We start from the raw sequence: 18749 nt of genomic DNA, 5'->3' as shown, positions 1-18749 counted from the left end.
CTACAGCATCCGCGGGGAAAGCTCCGCCAGCCGCGCGGCGAGATCCGCCCCGGCGGGTGTGGCCGGGATCGCGTCCAGATCCGCGAGCTTCCAGCGGAAGACCGCATTGTAGCCGTCCCACTCGCCTGCCGCGCCGGTATTCCGCATCCATCGCAGCGCCCGCGTATTCTCGGGCATGGTGTAGCCGGTGAAGGTCTCGATGCCGCAGCGGAAGGCCACCAGCCAGAGGATGGACAGCAGCAGCGTCGCCACGCCGCGGCCCTGGTCCGCGTCCATCACGGTCACGGAGATTTCCGCGTCGGTCGGGTCGCTCTCGGACCTCCAAAAGCTCGCCGCGCCGAGACCGGGGAAGCCCTCGCGCGTGGGATCGAAGACGGTCCAGATCGCGTGCTTCGGAAGCTGGTCCGTCAGCAGGCGATTCAGCATCGCATCTCCGATGATCTCTCCCTGCCTCACCCAGAAGCGCTGGTAGCGCGCCTCCGGGGACAGCAGCCGGTAGCCATCCGCCACATAGGCGCGGTCCGCCGGCGTCAGCGGACGCGCCACCACCGCGGTGCCATCGCGCAAGAGAAGCTCCAGTCGCTCGGGAGTCATCACCGCCATCCAAGCGCACCGCCGCCGCCTTGGCCATCCGCGAGTTTTTTCAGGATGGCCGGTGGCCGATCCGCGATGGTAGATGCCTGCCGCCCGCCTTTTCCCAACGGCTCCTCGATCCCCGCTCCATCTCGATCCCATGCTTCTCGAAATCTGCGTCGACTCCCTCGACTCCGTCCTCGCCTGTGCCGAGGCGGGTGCCGACCGCATCGAACTCTGCGCCTCGCTCACCGAAGGCGGCCTCACGCCCAGCGCCGGCATGCTGGTCCAGGCACGCGACTGCTTCCCCGGCGAGATCGCCATGATGATCCGCCCGCGCGGTGGGGACTTCGTTTACCGGCCGGAGGAAATCGCCGCCATGTGCGCGGATATCGAGCTGGCCCGCGACCTCGGCGCGGATGCGGTCGTCTTCGGCTGCCTCTCTCCTGATGGCTCGCTGGACCTCGCCGCGATCGAGACGCTGGTCGAGGCCTGTGAAGGATTTCCCGCCGTCTTCCATCGCGCCTTCGATGTCTGCGTGGACCTGCCTGCCGCGCTGGAGACGCTGGCGGATTTTGGCTTCGAGCGCATCCTGACCAGCGGCGGTGCCCCCTCCGTGATGGATGCCCTCGATCCCATCGCCGCGCTGGTCCAGCAGGCGAGCGACCGCCTCGACATCCTGCCCGGCGGCGGCATCAAGCCGGAGCACGTGGCCGAAGTGATCCGCCGCACCGGTGCGAACCAGATCCACCTCTCCGCCCGCAGCCTGCAGCAGAGCCCCATGACCCACCGCCGCCCGGAGGTCCCGATGGGCGCGCTCACCGTCCCGGGCGAGTACGAGCGCCGCGTGGCGGACGTCGCACTGATCACCGCGGCACGCGCGGCCTTGGGCGGCTGATTACCGCTGCGGGAATCAGGGCACGCAGTTCTCCTTCACCGTCGCATTGATGGATTGGCCGGAGGGAACGACGCAACCGGTGGCGACGAGGGCACTGATCGCGATGCCGCCCGCGTAGGTGGAGCCGCGGCAATTTGCCACCGTGCCATTGTCAGCCGCGATCGCCGGGGAGCCATTCGTCGAGGTGGCGACGCAATTCGTGATAGAGGTGCCGCTGATGGCGGTGCCCGATGTCGCGGTGGACTTGCTGTTGGAGACCACGTCGGCGTAGATGCCGATGCCCGTGCCGCTGTGCACCGCCACGCAGTCGGTGACATTATCGGCGCTGATGGCCATGCCGCTGGTGCCGATATTCTTCGCAGTGCAATTCGTGACTTGCCCGCCACGGATGCCCGCAGGCACCCCCGACGAACCGGCTCCGAGGGATTCCGCAGTGCAGCCGCTCACCGTATCGCCCTCGATGCCGGTGGTCTCGCAAAGGAATGCGCTGCTTCCGGTGACAGTCCCCGCGCGGATGCCATGAGAGCTGCACAGGCTCACCGCGCAATCCTTCACCACGCTGCCGACGACCACCTTCACGTCGATCCCATGCCTCGCGCCGGAAATGCATAGCCGTTCGATGGTGAGTCCGCTCGCGCCATTCGAACCTGAAATGCCCACGAAGGTGCCGGCGCTGAAGACACTCCCGCTCCGGGTGACCCCTCCCAGGATATTGCCATTCATGATGCGTGTGGAACGGGCGCTGGAGACCAGAACGATCCCGCGGCCGTTGGCATTGTTTCGCCCGTCAATGGTGAAGCCATTCAGGTCGAGCGTGATCCCCACTCCGGAGATGGTGATGGCAGTGCCGCTCGCCGATGTGATGTTTTGCGTGAGATAGTAGGACCCCGGTGTGACGAGTTCGACGGACCCGGAGATCGGGGTGCGCTTGTCCACAGGCTGGCTGTTCACCTTGTCCCACAGTTCCTGCAGCGACTTCATGCCTGCCGCGGGCGGTCCCGCAGGCGGGGCGAGCGGACCCTGCGCACCTGCAGGCAGGATGAGGAGAAAGACGGATGAGAGGGTGAGGAGAAGTCGGATCATGGCTGGAGGGGTTTCACGGCTTGCACACGGAAGAAATTCCTCGGCGAGGGCTGCACATCTGCCCCGGCGGATGTGGTGACGCCTTGGGAGCCCGGGAAAAGCGCGGTCGCGTTTTCCCACGGCGTGGCACCGAGATTTGCGGAGGCCTGGTAGCGGTAGAGCCGACGCGGCGAGCTGGTGAAGGTCGCGTCCCACCGGTTATAGCCCTCGTTCGGAAAGAAGCTCACCTGCTGGCTCACGATCCTCAGGCGGCTGGCGGGGTCGTTCGGATTTGTGTCCGCGATGTGTTCGTCGAGGTCGGAGATGCCATCGCCATCCGTATCGCTCGTTGCATTGGCCGCGGTGAGATTGCCGAATTTCTCACGCTCCCAGGCATCGGCGATGCCATCGCCATCGGTGTCCGGGGAATGCAGCGTCTCGGTCCTGAGCTGGGACAGGTTGATCCAGCCGACATTCGCTCCGTACGCGTAGCCGGTGAACTGCCCGGTCATGAGATCCAGCCGTGGCCGGTTCGCATCGCTGGTCGGCCGGGGTGCTCCGGTCGCGTCGGTGCCGAAGTTGATCCAGCCGATATTCGCCCCCCATGCGAGGCCGGAGAGATTGCCCGCCCCATCGTGGTTCACACCGCTGTCCGCTCCGTTCGCATTCGAGTAGCGGATGCCATTGGCCGGGGAGCCGCTGCCGAAATTGATCCATCCGCAATTCGCCGAGTAAGCGTGACCGGAGAAAGCATATTCGCCCGCCACCACGCCATGGTAGGAGGCACCCGCGTGGATCCATCCGATATTCGCCCCATAGGCATGCGGTGATGCCGCGGCGATGGTGGTGGGCGTGGGCAGCACGATGCCCTGCGGCACGGGTCCGCCGAGCGCGGCGATGTCCGCGGCACTGAGTTCCTCGGCCCAGAAGCCGAGCGAGCCGAGCTTGGCGGGCTTCAGCTCCGTGCCTCCCGCCGTATTGTCGGAGAAAAGCAGGAAGGACGACTGCAGCGAGAAAAGTCCGTCGAAGGACGTGGTGCGCGGGGTTCCATTCGGCACGCCATTCAGGTAGAGCTTCATGGTCGTTCCGCTGCCATTGCCATCGTTCCCGCAGGTGATGGCCATCCGGTACCAGGTATTCACGGAGATGGCATTCGTGGCGCTCAGCCCGCCATTCAGGCTGCCGGTGATATTGTTTGCGGAGAGGACGTAGATGGTGACGTCGGTGTTGTTCAGCGGATTGAAGTGGATCAGTCCGGCGTAGGGCTGGAGCGCATCCAGCTTCACGTCCATCACGATGGTCCACTGGTTCACCCGCGTCGCGCCCGGGCCACCATTCGGGGCCACGCCGTGATTCACGATGAGGCGCTGGGACGGGCTGATGAAGGGCTGCGTCTGGAGATACTGGTAGCCGCTGCCGTCCGTGGCGAAGCTGTAGTCCGTGCCGCTCACCAGTGTGGAAGCATCGAGCGCCGGGTAGGATGGCAGCGTGCCTGAGAAGCTCCCATTCAACTGCCATATCCCCTGCGGCGTCGTGATCCCGGCCAGGGTCGTGGAGACGGCTGCCGTGATGGAAAGGGCAGCGGTGAGGATGAAGGAGCGGATCATGGAGGGCGGAGGTGGCTTGCGTGCTTGCGCACATGCATGCATGCGCGCATCCGGCATTCCGCGCCGTCCGCCGGTTTGAGCAGATGGCGGACGACGCGGGTCAAGCGGTGATGCCGGACATTCGCCCGTGGCCTCCCCGGAGAATCTTCCGGGAGGGGAAAAGATGAACTGTCAGGAGGGCCATGGATGAACCCTCGCAGGATCGGAAAAAACCAGCCCCGGGGAAATACGCAGGATGGCGTACGACCCACTCACTCGCCAAGCGCCATGCGGACCGCCGCGGTCCGCGTCTCCGCGCCGGTCTTTCGCAGGATATTCTCGACATGCTTGTCCACGGTGCGGGGCGAGCAGCCGAGGATGATGCCGATCTCGGAATTCCGTTTCCCTTCGCGGAGCCAGCGGAAAACTTCCTGCTCGCGCGGCGTGAGCGACTCCTCCGTACCGCCGCGGCGCAGGCTATCCGTGAGGCAGGCCTGCCTGTGGGCAAGGCGGATGTGCCGGCTGGCCAGCGCGAGCAGGGTCTTTGAGCGGCCGTCGATCGCCTTATCACGGTTGATTGTGAGGGCATTGATCCAGCCTTCACGGGAGAGCAACACATTCACTTGGTGCTCGATGCCGTAGGGGCGGAAGATGTCCTGATAGAAGTCCGTCTTCTGAAACCTGCGGCGCGGCATCAGGTCCGCGATATCGACCACGGGGCCGGTGCCGCCGCCTTGGATGTAATTATAGACGGGATTCTCCCGATACAGGTCACGGATTCGCGCGGCCATCCGCATCTGCTCGGGCAGATCCAGCGGCACATTGTGGTCGATGGTGTAGTGATTGTCCGACTCGCGGATCTGGTCGAAGGCGATGGTGGCCCCGGGTAGCAGCTCCGCGGTGAGCGCCACGATCTTTTCGCCGAAGGTGCCGGACTCGATCGGCTCTTGCAGTGCTGCGACAAAGTCGAGCAAGCGCCGGTAGTCGGAATGCCGCAGACGTTCCATGGGAGATGAGCAATCTAACGACTGATCGGACCGAGTTCAAGTTGAGTGCAACGGTCGTGCAAACTGCCGCTCTAACAGGACCCCCGCGGGACCAACTTTTGCTCGCGCGCTAGTTCAAGTGAACTAGTATTCGCCTGACCACCATGGATCTCGATCAAAAGCTCTCCATCCTCGCCGACGCCGCGAAGTATGACGCCTCCTGCGCCAGCTCCGGGGCGACGAAGCGCGATTCGCTCGGCGGGACCGGCGTGGGGTCCACCGGCGGCGCGGGCATCTGCCACAGCTACGCGCCGGACGGCCGGTGCATCTCGCTGCTGAAGATCCTCCTGACGAACCGCTGCCTCTACGATTGCCACTACTGCATCAATCGCCGGTCGAGCAACGTGCGGCGCGCCGCCTTCACCGCCGAGGAAGCGGTGCGGCTCACGCTGGATTTCTACAAGCGGAACTACATCGAGGGGCTCTTCCTCAGCTCCGGCATCATCCGCAGCGCCGACCACACGATGGAGCAGGTGGTGAATGTGGCGCGCACTCTGCGGGAGGTGCACGACTTCCGCGGCTACATCCATCTCAAGACGATCCCGGAGGCATCGCCGGAACTCATCGAACAGGCGGCGCGCTATGCCGACCGCATCAGCATCAATCTGGAGCTGCCCACCCAGCAAGGCCTCGACCGGCTCGCGCCGGAAAAGAACCTGGGCCGCACGAAGCAGGCGATGGGCCGCATCCGCGTGAAGCTGGACGATGCCGCGGACCGCAAGCGCGGCGGGGACCGGAAGCTGCGCCATGCGACGGGACAAAGTACGCAGGTCATCGTAGGTGCGGACCCTTCCACGGATGCGGACTTCCTCGCGCGGTCCGACGAGCTCTACCGGGCCTACCGGCTGCGGCGGGTGTATTATTCCGCCTTCAGCCCCATCCCGGAGCCCTCGTCCATCCTGCCGCCCGCGGCCCCGCCGCTGATGCGGGAGCACCGGCTCTACCAGGCGGACTGGCTGATGAGATACTATGGATTTAGTACATCCGAGATCCTCACGCCGGAGAATCCGAACCTGGACCTGCACCTCGACCCGAAGCTCGCGTGGGCACTGCGGAATCGCCACGAATTCCCGCTCGACCTCCAGACAGCATCGCGCGACCAGATGCTGCGCATCCCGGGTCTCGGGGTGAAGAACGTGGACCGCCTGCTCGGCATCCGCCGCCTGACCCTCCTGCGGCTGGCAGACCTCGCGCGGCTGCGCATCTCGCTGCCAAAGGTGCGGCCCTTCATCATCGTGGCAGACCACCACCCCGCGCGCGAGGGACTGGATACCGACCGTCTGCTCGCACGGCTGGCCCCGAAGCCGGTGCAGCTCGATCTCTTCGGCCATGCACTGCGTTGACCCCGGCGAGTCCTTTACCACGTGGCGTGCCGCCGCGCGCGGCCTCGTGGCGCGGGATGTCCCGCCGGCGGAGGTGATCTGGGAAGCGCCGGTGACGAGCCTATTCGAGTCCGCGCCGGTGCTGGCGCCTCCTGTGGGCCGGGGCGGAGCGCCCGCGGTGCCACCCGCCTTCGTGGAGCTGGCGCAGACCGTCGCGTGCCATGCCGACACCCGCCGCTGGGCGCTGCTCTACCGGCTGCTCTGGCGCATTGTGAAAGGCGGCGAGCGGCGGCTGATGGAAATCGCCAGCGATGCCGATGTGGCAATGGCAAGGATGCTCGCGAAGAACGTGCGCCGCGAAATCCACAAGATGCACGCCTTCGTCCGCTTCCGGAAGATCGGCGAGGCGGAGGACGGGCGCGAGCGCTTCGTCGCGTGGTTCGAGCCGGATCACTACATCGTCGAGGCCGGAGCGCCCTTTTTCCGCAAGCGCTTCGCGAACATGGACTGGTCCATCTTCACGCCGAAAGGTTGCGCGCACTGGATCGCGGAGGAATTCCAGCTCACGCCGGGCGTCATGCGGAATCCGTGCGACGACCCCGACGTGATGGAGGGCATCTGGCGGACCTACTACCGCAGCATCTTCAATCCCGCACGGCTGAAGCTGAAAGCGATGCAGTCCGAAATGCCGAAGCGCTATTGGAAGAACCTGCCGGAGGCCGACCTGATCGAGGAACTTTCGCGCCAGAGCTCCGGCCGCAGCCAGGCGATGATCGAGACGCCGCTGCGCGAAGTGAAGCGGGCCCCGGTGAATGCCTACCTCGATCACCTGCGCGAGCGGTCCGCGCCGGTGGAAGTGCCGGAAGATCCCGCTGACGTCGCCGACCTCAGCCTGACGGACGTGAACCGCATGGTCCACGCCTGCCGCCATTGTCCGCTGTGGGAACATGCCACAGGGGCGGTGACGGGCGATGGGCCGGACAATGCGCGCATCATGATCGTGGGCGAGCAACCGGGAGATCGCGAGGACCTGGAAGGCCGCCCCTTCACCGGCCCCGCGGGAAAGCTGCTGGATCAGGCGCTTGCAGAGGCGGGTCTGGATCGCTCCGGCATCTACGTGACGAACGCGGTGAAGCACTTCAAGTGGACGCCGCGGGGGAAGCTGCGGCTGCACCAGAAGCCCGCCGCCGGGGAGATCGAGGCATGCAAGCCGTGGCTGCTCGCGGAGCTGTCGCGGGTCGCGCCGGAGATCGTGATCCTCCTCGGCGGGACAGCGGCCGGATCCCTGCTCGGGTCAGGCGTGAAAGTCACCAGGCATCGCGGGGTCGTCGCCGCGCCTCATGTCGCATCGCGGGTGATCCTCACGGTGCACCCGTCCTATCTCCTGCGGGTGGATGAGCTAAGGAAGGAATCCGAATACCGGCAGTTCGTCGCGGATCTGAAGCTGGCGGCGGGTGGCAGTTAGGAGACTTGGAGGTCGGGTTCCACACCGCGGTCGTGGTGGATACTTCGGTTGGATCTGCGAATCGTTTTCCCATTCTTCAGGGCCAGCTTCTTTCTCCCGAACCGACTTCCTACTTCCGAACCGACTTCCTACTTCCGAACCAACCTCCCTCCGAGCCGACCTCCCTCTTCAGGGCCAACCTCATTCTTCACGATCAACCTTGTTCTTCACTGCCGATCCCATTCTTCAGGGCCAAAGGCCCGGCCATCCCTCAGCCCCGGCCATCGGCCGGGGTTGGCGATCCGACACGGGTTGGCGGCCTGAAGGGCCGCGATAGGAGATAGGCCGGTCGCGTGGGAAAACGATCTCCACCGCCTCCCGCATGTCAGGTGAATCGCCGCATCGCGCGCAAACAATCGCCGCTTTTCGATGATGCGGACCGGGCACGTATCGCAGCGCTGGCACATATCGCGGCCCTTCAGGCCGCCACGCTCCTCGGACGCATTTCCCGGGCCGTTGGCCCGGGCTGAGGGATAGCCGGGCCTTTGGCCCTGAAACTGCGGACAGAGAATGAAGGGCTGCGATAAGAGCTGGGCCGGTATTGGCGGAAAACGATCTCCACCGCCTCGCGCACATCGGGTGCATCTCGGGTGCATCTCCGCCTCGCGCGCAAACAATCACCGCCTTTCGATGATGCGGCCTGGGCACACGGATCGCGGCGCTGGCATGTATCGCGGCCCTCCAGGGCGCCACTGCTCTCGAACCCTTTTCCCGGGCCGTTGGCCCGGGCTGAGGGATGGCCGGGCCTTTGGCCCTGAAACTACGGACAAAGGATGAGGGGAGGCTAAAGAATCCGCGCTGCGCCGAGCCTTCTCCCGGTCACGGAAGGCTTCCCCTCCCCCGGACCCCTCACTCCGTCTTCAACACCAGCTCCTTGAACTGCACGACCATCGCCGGACCGGCGTGGATCTGCAGGGCGAGGATGCCTTCCTTCGGCGCGTTCTTCCCGTCCTTGTCGGTCACGTCCACGGTCTGCTTGCCATTGATGAAGTGCTGCACGTGGTTCCCCTTCGCGATGATCTTGTAGTCATTCCACTGCTCGTCCTTGATGGCGGCCTGGATGTCGTTCGTATCGCCGACATTCCCGGTGACGACCGGCTTTCCATCGTCGCCGATCTCGGTCTTCTCGCCTCGTTTCGCGAGGATGCCTCGGCCCTTTTCCTCATAGAGGATGCCGCTGTAGGTCTTCCCCGCCTCGAAATCGGCCTGATATCCGCCGACGACCGGGCCGGAGGGGCCGGGCTCGTGGAGCTTCGAGCGGTACTGCACGCCGCTGTTCCCCTTCTCGATGCGGTATTTGAAGGTCAGCTCGAAGTCACCCACCGTGCCGTCCTTCCAGACGAGGAAGGTATTGTGGGAAATCTTCGTCTCGCCCTCGTCGGTGGTCTTGCCGGTGATAGCGCCGTCTTCCACGGACCACAGCTTGGGATTGCCCTCCCAGCCGGTGAGGTCCTTGCCATTGAAGAGCTGCTTTTCCCCGGCATGGGCGTGGAGCGCGGCGACGGACAGGAGCGAAAGGAGAACGGACGATTTCATGATAATGATGATGGTGGGCTACTATCTCGTCCCGGAATGGCGCGCCGCCAAGCCCCCTTCTCGGGGGAGTCTGTCACGCGGAAGATAGGCGTGGCGGCCGGTGGATAGGGCTTCCGGAGCGGGCCGCTTCCGCCTTCACTCCGGCATGTCCTCGGGCCGGGTACTGTCGAACCTCCATGATGCGGGAAATCCCGACCGGCTGGTGGCCGAGGCGTATCGCTTCCTCGGTCTGGATCCGAATGACCTGAACGCACACTACTACCTGGTGATGGGCCTGTGCGACCTGCGGCAGCTCCCCGCGGCGGAGCGCCATGTGCAGCAGCTCCTCCATCTGGACCCGCAGTCGGTGGACACCCACGTCGCAGCCATCCGCTTCCATATGGTGAAGCAGCAGTGGAAGAAGGCGGGCCGCTTCATCGAGGGCGGCCTGCAGATCGCGCCGGACTTCGCCTACTTCCACTTCGCCGCCGCCATCGTGGAGGCTCAACAGTATCGCCCGGCCGAGGCGCGGAAGCGCATCACCCGCGCCCGGGAGCTGGCCCCGCACGATCCGGAAATCGTGAACCTCCACATCCGCCTCCATGCCGCGATGGAGACCACCCCGAGGGACGCCTGGAAGCGCCTGCGCGAATACGAGTCCGCACTCGCGCTGGACCCTGCGAACAGCTCGCTGCACAGCAGCATCGGCGATGTTTACCTCGAGGAGCTCGAGAACCCGGCGAAGGCCGAGGAGCACTATCGCATGGCCCTGCGCGCGGAGCCGGGAAATCGCGAATACCAGCAGGACCTCTTCCACGCGGTGGCGCGGCGCAGCCTGCTCTACTGCCTCTTCAGCCTGCCCTCCCGCACGTTTGTCTCGATCAAGAACGGCTTCGGCGTGCTGCGCGACCACTGGTGGATCGCCATCTTCCTGCTGGTGGCCATGAAGTTCGTGGGCATCTTCTTCGCCTGGCTGGCGGTGGCCACGGTGCTGCTGTGGCCGGGCTGCAAGGTGTACGAATGGTTCGTGGTCTCGGAGCTGCGACGCGGCTCGGACACGTCGATCCCGATGCTATCGCTATGGCTGAAGATCCGGCGCTTCCCGCTGTGGCTGCGCTTCGGCTCCTTTCTCCTACTGAGCTGCGGGATCTGGGCGCTGCTCTTCCTCCTCGCGGGCGTGCCCTTGGACAAGGGCTTCGGCTTCGTGGGCGCCTTCGTCGGCGTTCACTTCGTGGTGCTGCTCTTCCTGAGGCTGCTCAGGAAATACGAGGCGTGGAGTTCCGGCCGGACGAGCGGTCGCGGGTAGCCCGATAGAGGGAAAAGAGAGGCGGGACTCCCTATGGACGGACTGGGGCAAGATGCCCCAGCTACTTTTCCCAACGCTCCGCTCAGCTCACCTGGGCAAGCCAATCACGGAGGTTATAGTAGTTCGTCACGCGCGTGATCTTGCCGAGGCGGGCCTCGAAGAAGGCACCCACGCGCAGGTGATAGGTCTGGCCCTTCGCTTCCGGCAGACCGGCATCGGTGGCGAGGTATTCGCCGCGGATGTAGAATTCGGCAGCCGCGCGGTTTTCCGGGCCGGTGAAGATTTCCAGCTCCTCCACCGTCTCGCGGTAGGAGCGGTCCATGCGCCCGAGGAAGGCACGGAAGGCATCCTTGCCGGTCTCGGCCTCGCCCTCGTTGACCTCGTGGACGACATCGTCGGCCAGAAGCTCCAACAGCGCCTCGCGGTCGCCGGAATTGAATGCGGCGTAGTAAGTTTCGATCAGCGATTTCATGGGGAGAAATGGTCCCAGCCACCCGTGAGCGCATCGCCCTGTCCCTGGCCGGGGGGGCGGAGTGTGCCGACGATCGACAGCGGAGGGAAGCCCTTTGGCCACTGGTCTGCGGCAGCACGCCAGCGGCGCGGCGGGACGGTGAAGAGCAGCTCGTAGTCCTCGCCATCCCCCAGCGCCTGCGCGCGGGTGCAGCCGCGATTGGCCGGGAGAGCGCCGGGGTCGATCTCGAATCCGCAGCCGCTGGCAGCGGCGAGGCGTGGCAAGTCCTTCGCCAGCCCGTCGGACAGGTCCATCATGGCGGACGGGCGCAGGTGGCGCACCAGCCAGGCGGCCTCGGCCAGACGGGGGGTGAAGGTGAGATGCTTCCCGCGGATGGAGCCGCCGAGCCGCCCGGTCACGACGACCAGATCGCCCGGCTTTCCCCCGCTGCGCAGCACGAGGTGGCGGCGCTCCACGCTCCCCTCGCCCGCCACGGAAATGAGCGCTCCGTCTGGCAGCCGCGAGGTCTCGCCGCCCGCCAGCACGCCGCCGTGGGTGGCCAGGCACTTGCGGATGCCGCGGTAGAGCCCGTCCATCCAGGCCACCGGCTTTTCCGCATCCACCGCCACGGTCACGAGCAGGTGCTCCGGCTTCCCGCCCATGGCGGCGAAGTCGCTGATGACGCGCGCCACGGACTTCCAGCCGACCTTTTCCGCCGGGGTGTCCGGCAGGAAATGCACGCCTTCCACGATGGCATCCGTCTTCAGCAGCCGCAGCGGGCCGCGACCGGGATCGACCACCGCGCAGTCATCGCCCGGGCCGACCAAAAGACTTTCGCCCCCGGGGAAGCCCCGCAGCATGCGGGCTATCAAGGCGTCCTCGCCCAGATCGCGCAGGCGCTTCATGACGGTGTCTGGGCGTCGAGCATGCCGGACCGCTGGAGAAGCTGGATGGTCACCGTCGCCGCATTGAAGAGGAAATGCACCGAGATGCAGGCCCACAGCGAGCCGGTGAATTCATAGAGCAGGCAAAGCACGACCGCCAAAATGAAGAGCGGCAGCAGCGCCACCACGTGACCGTGCGCCGCCGAGAAGACCAACGAGGAGAAAAGGATCGCCCCCGCAGGTCCGCAGAAGCGCTTCGCCGCCGGATACAGGTAGCCGCGGAAGACAACCTCCTCCGCGAGAGGAGCGACGAGTGCCGCCGTGACGGCCATGAGGGCGATGACCAGCGGGTCCTTCACCTCCTGGAAAACCTTCACCGCCTCCTGCATGGACTCGATCCCCAGGCTCTTCTCCAGCCAGGTATTCCACCCGCTGATGAAGAGCACCCCCATGAAGCACCACATGAAGAACACGGTGACCGGCGCGATGGCGAAGACGAAGGGCCACTGACGCCAGCGCAGGCCAAGCCAGTCGATGATCTTCACCCGCCAGGTGACGAAGGCGAGCACCATGCCCATGATGATGAACTGGAAGACGATCGAGGCGATCAACACGCCAGGCGTGTATTTCTTGTCCAGCGGGATCTCCTCGCCGCCTCCCCCGCTATTCATCGCGGTGAGGCCCATGAAAACGAGGAAGACCATGCCGATGAGCGGCAGGTCGAAGAACCGGTAGGGCGCGGTGCTGACCTTGAAGGAACCGATGGCGGGTGCCGGATCAGCGGTGGCGGGCAGCGGCGGTGGCAGTTCGCCGGGCGGCGCGTAGGGGGAGTCAGGGTCTCCAGCGGGCTTCAGCAGGGCAGCGTCCTCCGCCGAAATGGGCGGCGCGGGAAAGGACTCCGAGAAAGGCTCCATCTTCCCGGTCAGTGCCCGGATGGCCCAGCTCACGAGGAAGATGACGGCCGCTAGCGCGAAGACCCCGAGGACGATGGCATCCGGACCCAGAGCGATGGCGGCGAGATTTGAGGCGAGGAAGGTTCCCATTCGGTGACGACATTGTGGCGGCGGCCAAGAAACGCGGCCAGTGGGAAATCGGTGCCCGGATTTTAGTCAACGGATCGTGATCATCCGATAAGCTTGCCGTTTTCCGGGATTTTGGGAGGGTCGGGCAGCGTTCTCCCCCCCTTTGTGTCCCAGCAGGCTGCCAATCCCTACCGCTCGATCCTGCGCAGGCACATGCCGGAGCCCCTGTTGGCCCTGCTGATCTTCGTGATGGGGGTGTGGCTGTGGGACAATCACTTCGGCAAGAAATACGGCTGGGAAGAAGGCGTGGCCCGCATGGCCGTGAGAAAGGCGGATCGCGAGCTTCGGCTTTCCGACAGCGCCGGCCATCTCCCAGGACCGCTGCGCCACCTGCTCGCCATTCCGGACCGGCGGGAGGCGCTCGATGACGCCATCTACTCCTTCGGACTGCTGGAAAAGGATCGCTCGCTGGATGCCGAGAGTTCCTTCGCGCTGGGCGTGCTGCGCTCGGTGCGCGGGACCGATGGCTCCTACATGCCGCTGCCGCCGGATCCGCAGGCCGTGAGCGCCCGCGTGGACCAGGGGCAGGACTACTGGTGGGACCGGGAATATCTGGTCCGGCTGGGCGAGTCGCCCGGCGACGGTGCGAAGGTCCCGGATGCCGAGCGCCGGAATGACCCCCGCAGCCGCGAACTCGCCCTGCGCACCGTGCTTTCCCGCGGCGGGGTGTGGCTGCTTGCCTTCTGCGGGCTCGTCTTCCTGCCCACCCTCTGCGGCGGCTACCGGACCGCCCTGCGGAGCCGGGCCACGGGATACATCGGCCGCTGGCCGACCGCCCTCGGGCTGGGCGTCTTCCTGCTCGCCTACCTCGCGTCGATCGGCTTCGGAAAGGCACTCGACGGCCTGATCACCTTCTTCCGGAAGTGGAATGGCGCGGAAGGACAGCCGCTCTCGATCTCGCCCGTGCTTTTTGCGCTGATCGACGCTGCCACAAGGTTCTTCCCGGCGCTGCTGACCTTCGCCTTCCTCTTCCGACGCAGCCGCCACGCGTGGACGCGGCTGGGGCTGCACGTGGCGCCAGAGGCCCGGATGGTGCTGGGCAGCTTCGGCCTGCTGATGGTGGCGGACCAGGTGATCCGGTATTTCATGCTGGGGGACTCGATGCCCAGGGACCCGGCGGGAGGGCTCTCCGAGATCGAAAGCGGGCACTGGGGGCTGGTCTTTGCCATCACTTCCGCCTGCATTGCCGCGCCGATCGCCGAGGAAATCCTCTACCGCGGGGTGCTTTTCCGTTCGCTGGCCAATAGCCTGCGGGTCCCGGCCGCAACCTTGATCTCCGCTGCGGTGTTCGCCGTGGTGCATTATTACGACGCCTACGGGCTGGTGTCCGTCGGCCTGCTCGGTGCCGCCTGCTCGCTCTGCTTCGCGGCCTCGGGAAGGTTGGCGACCGCCATTTTTCTCCATGCACTCTACAATTTCGCCATCAAGGTTCCTGAATGGATCGTTTATCATGCACCGCTGTGAAATTGCAGGCAGGGTTCCACTCGCCATCGTCCGTCCAAACCTGTAATCGAGCCTCCCGAAATCCATGAGTGCCACATCCTTCGAAGCGCCGACGCTGGAAGTCCTGTCCGGGCTCCTGCCTGCGTATGAATTCGACTCCTTCATCGCCCAGGGCGGCATGGGAGCCGTGTACAAGGCCCGCCAGAAGGCGCTGGACCGCGACGTGGCCGTGAAGGTGCTGCCCCGCGAACTCGGCGAGGACCCCGCTTTCCGCCACTCCTTCGAGACGGAAGCGAAGGCGATGGCACGCCTCAATCACCCGAACCTGATCGGCGTGTATGACTCCGGCGACATCGATGGCATGCTCTACATCGTGATGGAGTATGTGAACGGCAAGTCGCTCTATCACTCCGCCTACAACATGCGGGTGGACCCGGAACAGGCCGCCGCGCTGGTGAAGGGCATCTGCGACGGCCTCGCCCACGCGCACGAAAACGGCGTGATCCACCGCGACATCAAGCCGGCGAACATCCTCCTCAACGAGAAGATCGTGCCGAAGATCGGCGACTTCGGCCTAGCCCGCCCGGCCGATGCCGAGAGCGCGGGCCTGACGATGGGCACGCCCGGCTACACCGCGCCGGAGATCTACGACAATCCGGAGCACTTCGACGTCCGGACCGACATCTACGCCGTGGGCGTGATCCTTTACGAGCTGCTGACCGGTCACAAGCCGGAGGAAGAGGACATGCGCCTGCCCTCCTCGGTGATCAATTGTGACAAGAAGCTCGACGCGATCTGGCAGAAGTCCACCGACCGCGATCCCTCCCGCCGCTACGCCAGCGCCGAGGAAATGGGCAATGATCTGGAAGGCTGGGCAAACCGCGAGCCGGAGGCCGTGGCCCTGCGCGTGGCCCAGCCACAGCAGCAGCAGCGCGCGGTGCCGCAGCCTCACGTGCCCCAGGCACAGGCGCTGCCGCAGGTGCGGTCCGCCCACGCCGCCGCACCGCGCCGCCCGTCGAACAATTCGATGGTGATGCACCAGAAGAAGACCGACATGACCGTGCCCATCATCCTCACCGCCGTGGTGCTGGTGGGAGGCGGGCTGGTCGGCTTCCAGATGCACCGCGCCACGGAGAACAAGCGCGACATCGCCGCCAAGGAAGAGGCCGCCCGGATCGAAAAGGCGAAGGTGGAGGCCCACAACGAGGCCGTCCGCAAGGCGCAGGAAAAGGAAAACGCCCCGCCCGACCCGAGCACCATCCGCTTCGCCCCCGAGCCAACCCAAGGAAAGCCGCCTGAGACGCCACCGGCCACACCTCCGGCTGGCACGCCGCCACCCTGACCAGACAGACCAGTCTTTTCCCCTCCTCCACCATCCCATGACCCCGGAATCCTTTGATCCCCCCACGCTGGAAGCGCTCGCTTCCCTGCTGCCGGGCTATGAATTCGAGGCCTTTATCGCGCAGGGCGGCATGGGAGCGGTGTACAAGGCCCGCCAGCGCAGCCTGGACCGGGACGTGGCGATCAAGATCCTGCCGCGCGAACTCGGGGAGGATCCCGAGTTCCGCCAGTCCTTCGAGACCGAGGCGAAGGCGATGGCCCGCCTCAATCACCCGAATCTGATCGGGGTGTATGACTTCGGCGATGCCGACGGGATGCCGTACATCGTGATGGAGTATGTGAACGGCAAGTCGCTCTTCCACTCCGCGCACAACCTGTCCGTGGAGCCACGGCAGGCGGTGACGATCGTGAAGGGCATCTGTGACGGCCTCGCCCATGCCCACGAGCACGGCGTGATCCACCGCGACATCAAGCCGGCGAACATTCTCCTGACGCCAAAGGCCGTGCCAAAGGTGGGCGACTTCGGCCTGGCACGTCCCGCTGGCGCAGGCTCCACCGGCCTGCTGATGGGCACGCCGGGCTACTCCGCGCCGGAGATCATGCGCGAACCGGACCATGCCGACCATCGCTCGGATATCTTCGCCCTCGGCGTGGTGCTTTACGAGCTGCTCATCGGCCGCTGCCCTCCGTACGACATTCCGGCTCCGCCGCCGTCCTCCATCGTCGGATGTGACACGGCGCTGGACGCGATCTGCGCGATCGCCACGCACCCCACGGCAGGCATGCGCTACCCGAGCGCGGAAGCGATGTCCGCCGCGCTGGACAATTGGCTGCGCGGTGCCGCCTCCCCGCCGCCCGCGCCGAAGACCACGTCCACCATTTCCCGCCGCCCCGCCCGCCCGCCCCGCGCAGCCGCCGGCGAGCCCGTCCCGATTGTGGTGAAGCGCCGCAGCGGCTCCAGTTTCGTGGTCCAGGCCGGTGTGCTGGCAGTACTCATCGTCGCCACCGCCATCGCGTGGAAAAAGCTGCGCGGCATGGAAGATGACAAGGCGGCACAACAAGCGGCCTACGATGCCTCGAAAGCCGATCAGGAAGCCGACAAATCCTCTCCAGGCACCACCAGCCCGGGACCCGCGGCACCGAAGGACCCCATCAAGCCTGACCCCGTAACCCCGGACGAAGACCCGCTCCCGCAAGCCGGAAACGACCCGGCGGAGCCCGATCTCGCGGACATGGACGACGAGCCCGGGACCGACGCCCCGGACACCGGGCTCCCGCCCGAGGAGCCGATGGACGACGAGGACGGCCCTGACGAAACCGCCACGGCCCAAGTCGAACTCCCGCCCGCCATCCTGGAACTGGAAGCCAAGGCGAAGACTCTGGTCGCGGCACTGGACGCCGACCGCGCCAAGGAACTGGCCGCCAATGCCAAGACCTATGCCTGGGACTTGGACTCTTGGCTGAAGACCCTCAACAAGGGCGACCAGACCATTTGGAAGACCCAGGTCGAACGGATGAAGCGCCTGGTAACGGACAATCGCGTCCCCGACGAGATCGGAGCCAGCAGTGGCATCCGCCTGTCCGAGCGCATGTCAAAAATCGCCGACTTCTCCTCCCGCAAGCAGCAGACCATCGACGAATCCTTCGAAACGAAAGCGGTGAAGATCCGTGACGCCTACGTGACGCGGGTCAGCGAGGCAGTGGAAGCGTCCCAGAAGTCCGGTGAAGACGACGTCGCCGTAGCCCTGCAAGCTAGGGTGGAAGCCGCGGCCGATCTCGATGGCTGGCTCGCGACGCTTGGCGTGGCAGAGCAGGAGCAGCAGGCCGCTGCAACTTCCTTCAAGGTCGTCTCCGCCACCTATGGCACCGGTGGGAAGAATGCGGACGTGACCGTGAAGGTCCGCGAATGGCTGACGGTCAAGAAGGAGTCATTCCGCGTGTCGCCTTCCGATCTCGGTGCCGATCCCAATCCCGGCTGGAACAAGCAGCTCACCATCACCTACGTCCTGGACGGGGAAGAGGGCGAAAAGAGCTGGGGTGAAAACTCGAAGGTGGATCTTGAGGAGCTCATCCCTCATCCGGACTTTTAGAGCGTTTCACGCAAAGTCGTAGCCGATTGCGCGGGGATGGTTGAGGTCGGCTCTCCCGATGGGTCGGAGCTTTTATTTCACCGCCAAAGGACGCGAAAAGGCGCGAAATCTGGAAGGCAGGAAGAGAAATTCAGATCCAAAAATTTCGCGGTATTTCGCGTTTTTCGCGGTTCGATCTTCCTCTCTTTGAAGTCTGCTGAAGGGCTACAGCTCAAAGTAAAATGCTCTAGCGGGTCCAGCGTCCGCCACGCCCCTTATCAGGGCCGGTTCTTCAGGAACTCCGCGACCTGCGCGAAGAACGGGCTCATGACGGCCCACGCCTCACCGCTGATGTCGCAGTCGGCCATCGCCGCCTCCATCAGCTCCACCCAGCGGGCGGCTTCCTTTTCACCGATGACGAAGGGGAAATGCCGCATGCGCAGGCGCGGGTGGCCGCGGTTCTCGACGTAGGCCTCGTGGCCGAGGAAGCGGAACTGCAGGAACTCGCGGAGCCGCTTTTCCGCGCCCTCGAAGTCCTGCTCCGGGTACATCGGGCCGAGCACGTCGTCCGTCTTCACCCGGCGGTAAAAGGCGGCCACCATCGCGGCCAGGCCGTCTGCGCCCACCTCGCGGGCGACGATTTCCTCCATCGATTCCACGGCCGCGT

General features: G+C 65.4%; 16 protein-coding genes. 7 read left to right on the top strand and 9 right to left on the bottom strand.

The features are described from left to right. Positions 1-594, bottom strand: coding sequence for a GNAT family N-acetyltransferase (locus tag OKA04_RS04890; RefSeq protein WP_264500012.1), 594 nt, complete (start codon positions 592-594; stop codon positions 1-3). 139 nt (positions 595-733) lie between these two features. On the opposite strand from OKA04_RS04890, the gene OKA04_RS04885 reads away from it, so the two are divergent. Further along, the gene (locus OKA04_RS04885) at positions 734-1471 is read left to right on the top strand and encodes a copper homeostasis protein CutC (RefSeq protein WP_264500011.1); all 738 of its coding nucleotides are present in this window, start codon (positions 734-736) and stop codon (positions 1469-1471) included. Positions 1472-1486: 15 nt separating this feature from the next. On the opposite strand, the gene OKA04_RS04880 is transcribed toward OKA04_RS04885, so the two are convergent. The 3 genes from OKA04_RS04880 to OKA04_RS04870 form a co-directional block, all read right to left on the bottom strand. Further along, the gene (locus tag OKA04_RS04880) at positions 1487-2554 is read right to left on the bottom strand and encodes a hypothetical protein (protein WP_264500010.1); all 1068 of its coding nucleotides are present in this window, start codon (positions 2552-2554) and stop codon (positions 1487-1489) included. Beyond that, complete coding sequence (locus OKA04_RS04875; RefSeq protein ID WP_264500009.1) at positions 2551-4140, bottom strand: LamG-like jellyroll fold domain-containing protein; 1590 nt, start codon at positions 4138-4140, stop codon at positions 2551-2553. Before OKA04_RS04875 ends, OKA04_RS04880 begins: the two co-directional genes overlap by 4 nt. A gap of 251 nt (positions 4141-4391) precedes the next feature. Next, on the bottom strand, positions 4392-5126 hold the full coding sequence (locus tag OKA04_RS04870) for a helix-turn-helix transcriptional regulator (protein ID WP_264500008.1): 735 nt from the start codon (positions 5124-5126) through the stop codon (positions 4392-4394). 143 nt (positions 5127-5269) lie between these two features. Between OKA04_RS04870 and OKA04_RS04865 the strand changes: the two genes are divergently transcribed. Both OKA04_RS04865 and OKA04_RS04860 read left to right on the top strand, forming a co-directional pair. Then, the gene (locus OKA04_RS04865; protein WP_264500007.1) at positions 5270-6508 is read left to right on the top strand and encodes a putative DNA modification/repair radical SAM protein; all 1239 of its coding nucleotides are present in this window, start codon (positions 5270-5272) and stop codon (positions 6506-6508) included. Further along, on the top strand, positions 6495-7952 hold the full coding sequence (locus tag OKA04_RS04860) for a UdgX family uracil-DNA binding protein (protein WP_264500006.1): 1458 nt from the start codon (positions 6495-6497) through the stop codon (positions 7950-7952). Before OKA04_RS04865 ends, OKA04_RS04860 begins: the two co-directional genes overlap by 14 nt. A gap of 888 nt (positions 7953-8840) precedes the next feature. On the opposite strand, the gene OKA04_RS04855 is transcribed toward OKA04_RS04860, so the two are convergent. Continuing rightward, positions 8841-9527 carry a 3-keto-disaccharide hydrolase gene (locus OKA04_RS04855; protein WP_264500005.1) on the bottom strand — a complete coding sequence of 229 codons (687 nt, stop codon included), beginning with the start codon at positions 9525-9527 and terminating at the stop codon, positions 8841-8843. 145 nt (positions 9528-9672) lie between these two features. On the opposite strand from OKA04_RS04855, the gene OKA04_RS04850 reads away from it, so the two are divergent. Beyond that, positions 9673-10812: a tetratricopeptide repeat protein gene (locus OKA04_RS04850; RefSeq protein ID WP_264500004.1), complete on the top strand. Its 1140-nt coding sequence runs from the start codon at positions 9673-9675 to the stop codon at positions 10810-10812. Positions 10813-10894: 82 nt separating this feature from the next. On the opposite strand, the gene OKA04_RS04845 is transcribed toward OKA04_RS04850, so the two are convergent. Genes OKA04_RS04845 through OKA04_RS04835 form a run of 3 tightly spaced genes read right to left on the bottom strand, consistent with a single transcriptional unit; the run spans position 10895 to position 13190 of the window. After that, positions 10895-11284, bottom strand: coding sequence for a ketosteroid isomerase-related protein (locus OKA04_RS04845; protein ID WP_264500003.1), 390 nt, complete (start codon positions 11282-11284; stop codon positions 10895-10897). Continuing rightward, complete coding sequence (gene thiL, locus OKA04_RS04840) at positions 11281-12168, bottom strand: thiamine-phosphate kinase (RefSeq protein ID WP_264500002.1); 888 nt, start codon at positions 12166-12168, stop codon at positions 11281-11283. Before thiL ends, OKA04_RS04845 begins: the two co-directional genes overlap by 4 nt. Beyond that, the gene (locus tag OKA04_RS04835; RefSeq protein WP_264500001.1) at positions 12165-13190 is read right to left on the bottom strand and encodes a type II CAAX endopeptidase family protein; all 1026 of its coding nucleotides are present in this window, start codon (positions 13188-13190) and stop codon (positions 12165-12167) included. Before OKA04_RS04835 ends, thiL begins: the two co-directional genes overlap by 4 nt. A 144-nt stretch (positions 13191-13334) precedes the next feature. Between OKA04_RS04835 and OKA04_RS04830 the strand changes: the two genes are divergently transcribed. The 3 genes from OKA04_RS04830 (at position 13335) to OKA04_RS04820 (ending at position 18103) form a co-directional block, all read left to right on the top strand. After that, the gene (locus OKA04_RS04830) at positions 13335-14693 is read left to right on the top strand and encodes a CPBP family intramembrane glutamic endopeptidase (protein ID WP_264500000.1); all 1359 of its coding nucleotides are present in this window, start codon (positions 13335-13337) and stop codon (positions 14691-14693) included. 64 nt (positions 14694-14757) lie between these two features. Next, a complete protein-coding gene (locus tag OKA04_RS04825) occupies positions 14758-16014 on the top strand; it encodes a serine/threonine-protein kinase (RefSeq protein WP_264499999.1) in 1257 nt (418 codons plus the stop codon). A 37-nt stretch (positions 16015-16051) separates the two neighbouring features. Then, positions 16052-18103 (top strand): serine/threonine-protein kinase, encoded by a 2052-nt coding sequence (locus tag OKA04_RS04820; protein ID WP_264499998.1) that lies wholly within the window; start codon positions 16052-16054, stop codon positions 18101-18103. Positions 18104-18360: 257 nt separating this feature from the next. On the opposite strand, the gene OKA04_RS04815 is transcribed toward OKA04_RS04820, so the two are convergent. Further along, positions 18361-18732 (bottom strand): globin domain-containing protein, encoded by a 372-nt coding sequence (locus OKA04_RS04815; protein WP_264500186.1) that lies wholly within the window; start codon positions 18730-18732, stop codon positions 18361-18363. Positions 18733-18749: the final 17 nt, after the last annotated feature.

Origin of the sequence: Luteolibacter flavescens (assembly GCF_025950085.1) — a bacterium.
Classification (GTDB): Bacteria; Verrucomicrobiota; Verrucomicrobiia; order Verrucomicrobiales; family Akkermansiaceae; genus Haloferula; species Haloferula flavescens.
Note: the sequence above shows the minus strand (reverse complement) of the source record. Positions and strands in the feature narration are given on the sequence as shown.

Bases quoted from the DNA above. Each gene is read 5' to 3' on its own strand.
- OKA04_RS04875 (WP_264500009.1), bottom strand. From the start codon at position 4,140: ATGATCCGCTCCTTCATCCTCACCGCTGCCCTTTCCATCACGGCAGCC.
- OKA04_RS04865 (WP_264500007.1), top strand. From the start codon at position 5,270: ATGGATCTCGATCAAAAGCTCTCCATCCTCGCCGACGCCGCGAAGTAT.
- OKA04_RS04885 (WP_264500011.1), top strand. From the start codon at position 734: ATGCTTCTCGAAATCTGCGTCGACTCCCTCGACTCCGTCCTCGCCTGT.
- OKA04_RS04845 (WP_264500003.1), bottom strand. From the start codon at position 11,284: ATGAAATCGCTGATCGAAACTTACTACGCCGCATTCAATTCCGGCGAC.
- OKA04_RS04825 (WP_264499999.1), top strand. From the start codon at position 14,758: ATGAGTGCCACATCCTTCGAAGCGCCGACGCTGGAAGTCCTGTCCGGG.
- thiL (WP_264500002.1), bottom strand. From the start codon at position 12,168: ATGAAGCGCCTGCGCGATCTGGGCGAGGACGCCTTGATAGCCCGCATG.
- OKA04_RS04815 (WP_264500186.1), bottom strand. From the start codon at position 18,732: ATGGAGGAAATCGTCGCCCGCGAGGTGGGCGCAGACGGCCTGGCCGCG.
- OKA04_RS04850 (WP_264500004.1), top strand. From the start codon at position 9,673: ATGTCCTCGGGCCGGGTACTGTCGAACCTCCATGATGCGGGAAATCCC.
- OKA04_RS04835 (WP_264500001.1), bottom strand. From the start codon at position 13,190: ATGGGAACCTTCCTCGCCTCAAATCTCGCCGCCATCGCTCTGGGTCCG.
- OKA04_RS04860 (WP_264500006.1), top strand. From the start codon at position 6,495: ATGCACTGCGTTGACCCCGGCGAGTCCTTTACCACGTGGCGTGCCGCC.
- OKA04_RS04890 (WP_264500012.1), bottom strand. From the start codon at position 594: ATGACTCCCGAGCGACTGGAGCTTCTCTTGCGCGATGGCACCGCGGTG.
- OKA04_RS04820 (WP_264499998.1), top strand. From the start codon at position 16,052: ATGACCCCGGAATCCTTTGATCCCCCCACGCTGGAAGCGCTCGCTTCC.
- OKA04_RS04870 (WP_264500008.1), bottom strand. From the start codon at position 5,126: ATGGAACGTCTGCGGCATTCCGACTACCGGCGCTTGCTCGACTTTGTC.
- OKA04_RS04855 (WP_264500005.1), bottom strand. From the start codon at position 9,527: ATGAAATCGTCCGTTCTCCTTTCGCTCCTGTCCGTCGCCGCGCTCCAC.
- OKA04_RS04880 (WP_264500010.1), bottom strand. From the start codon at position 2,554: ATGATCCGACTTCTCCTCACCCTCTCATCCGTCTTTCTCCTCATCCTG.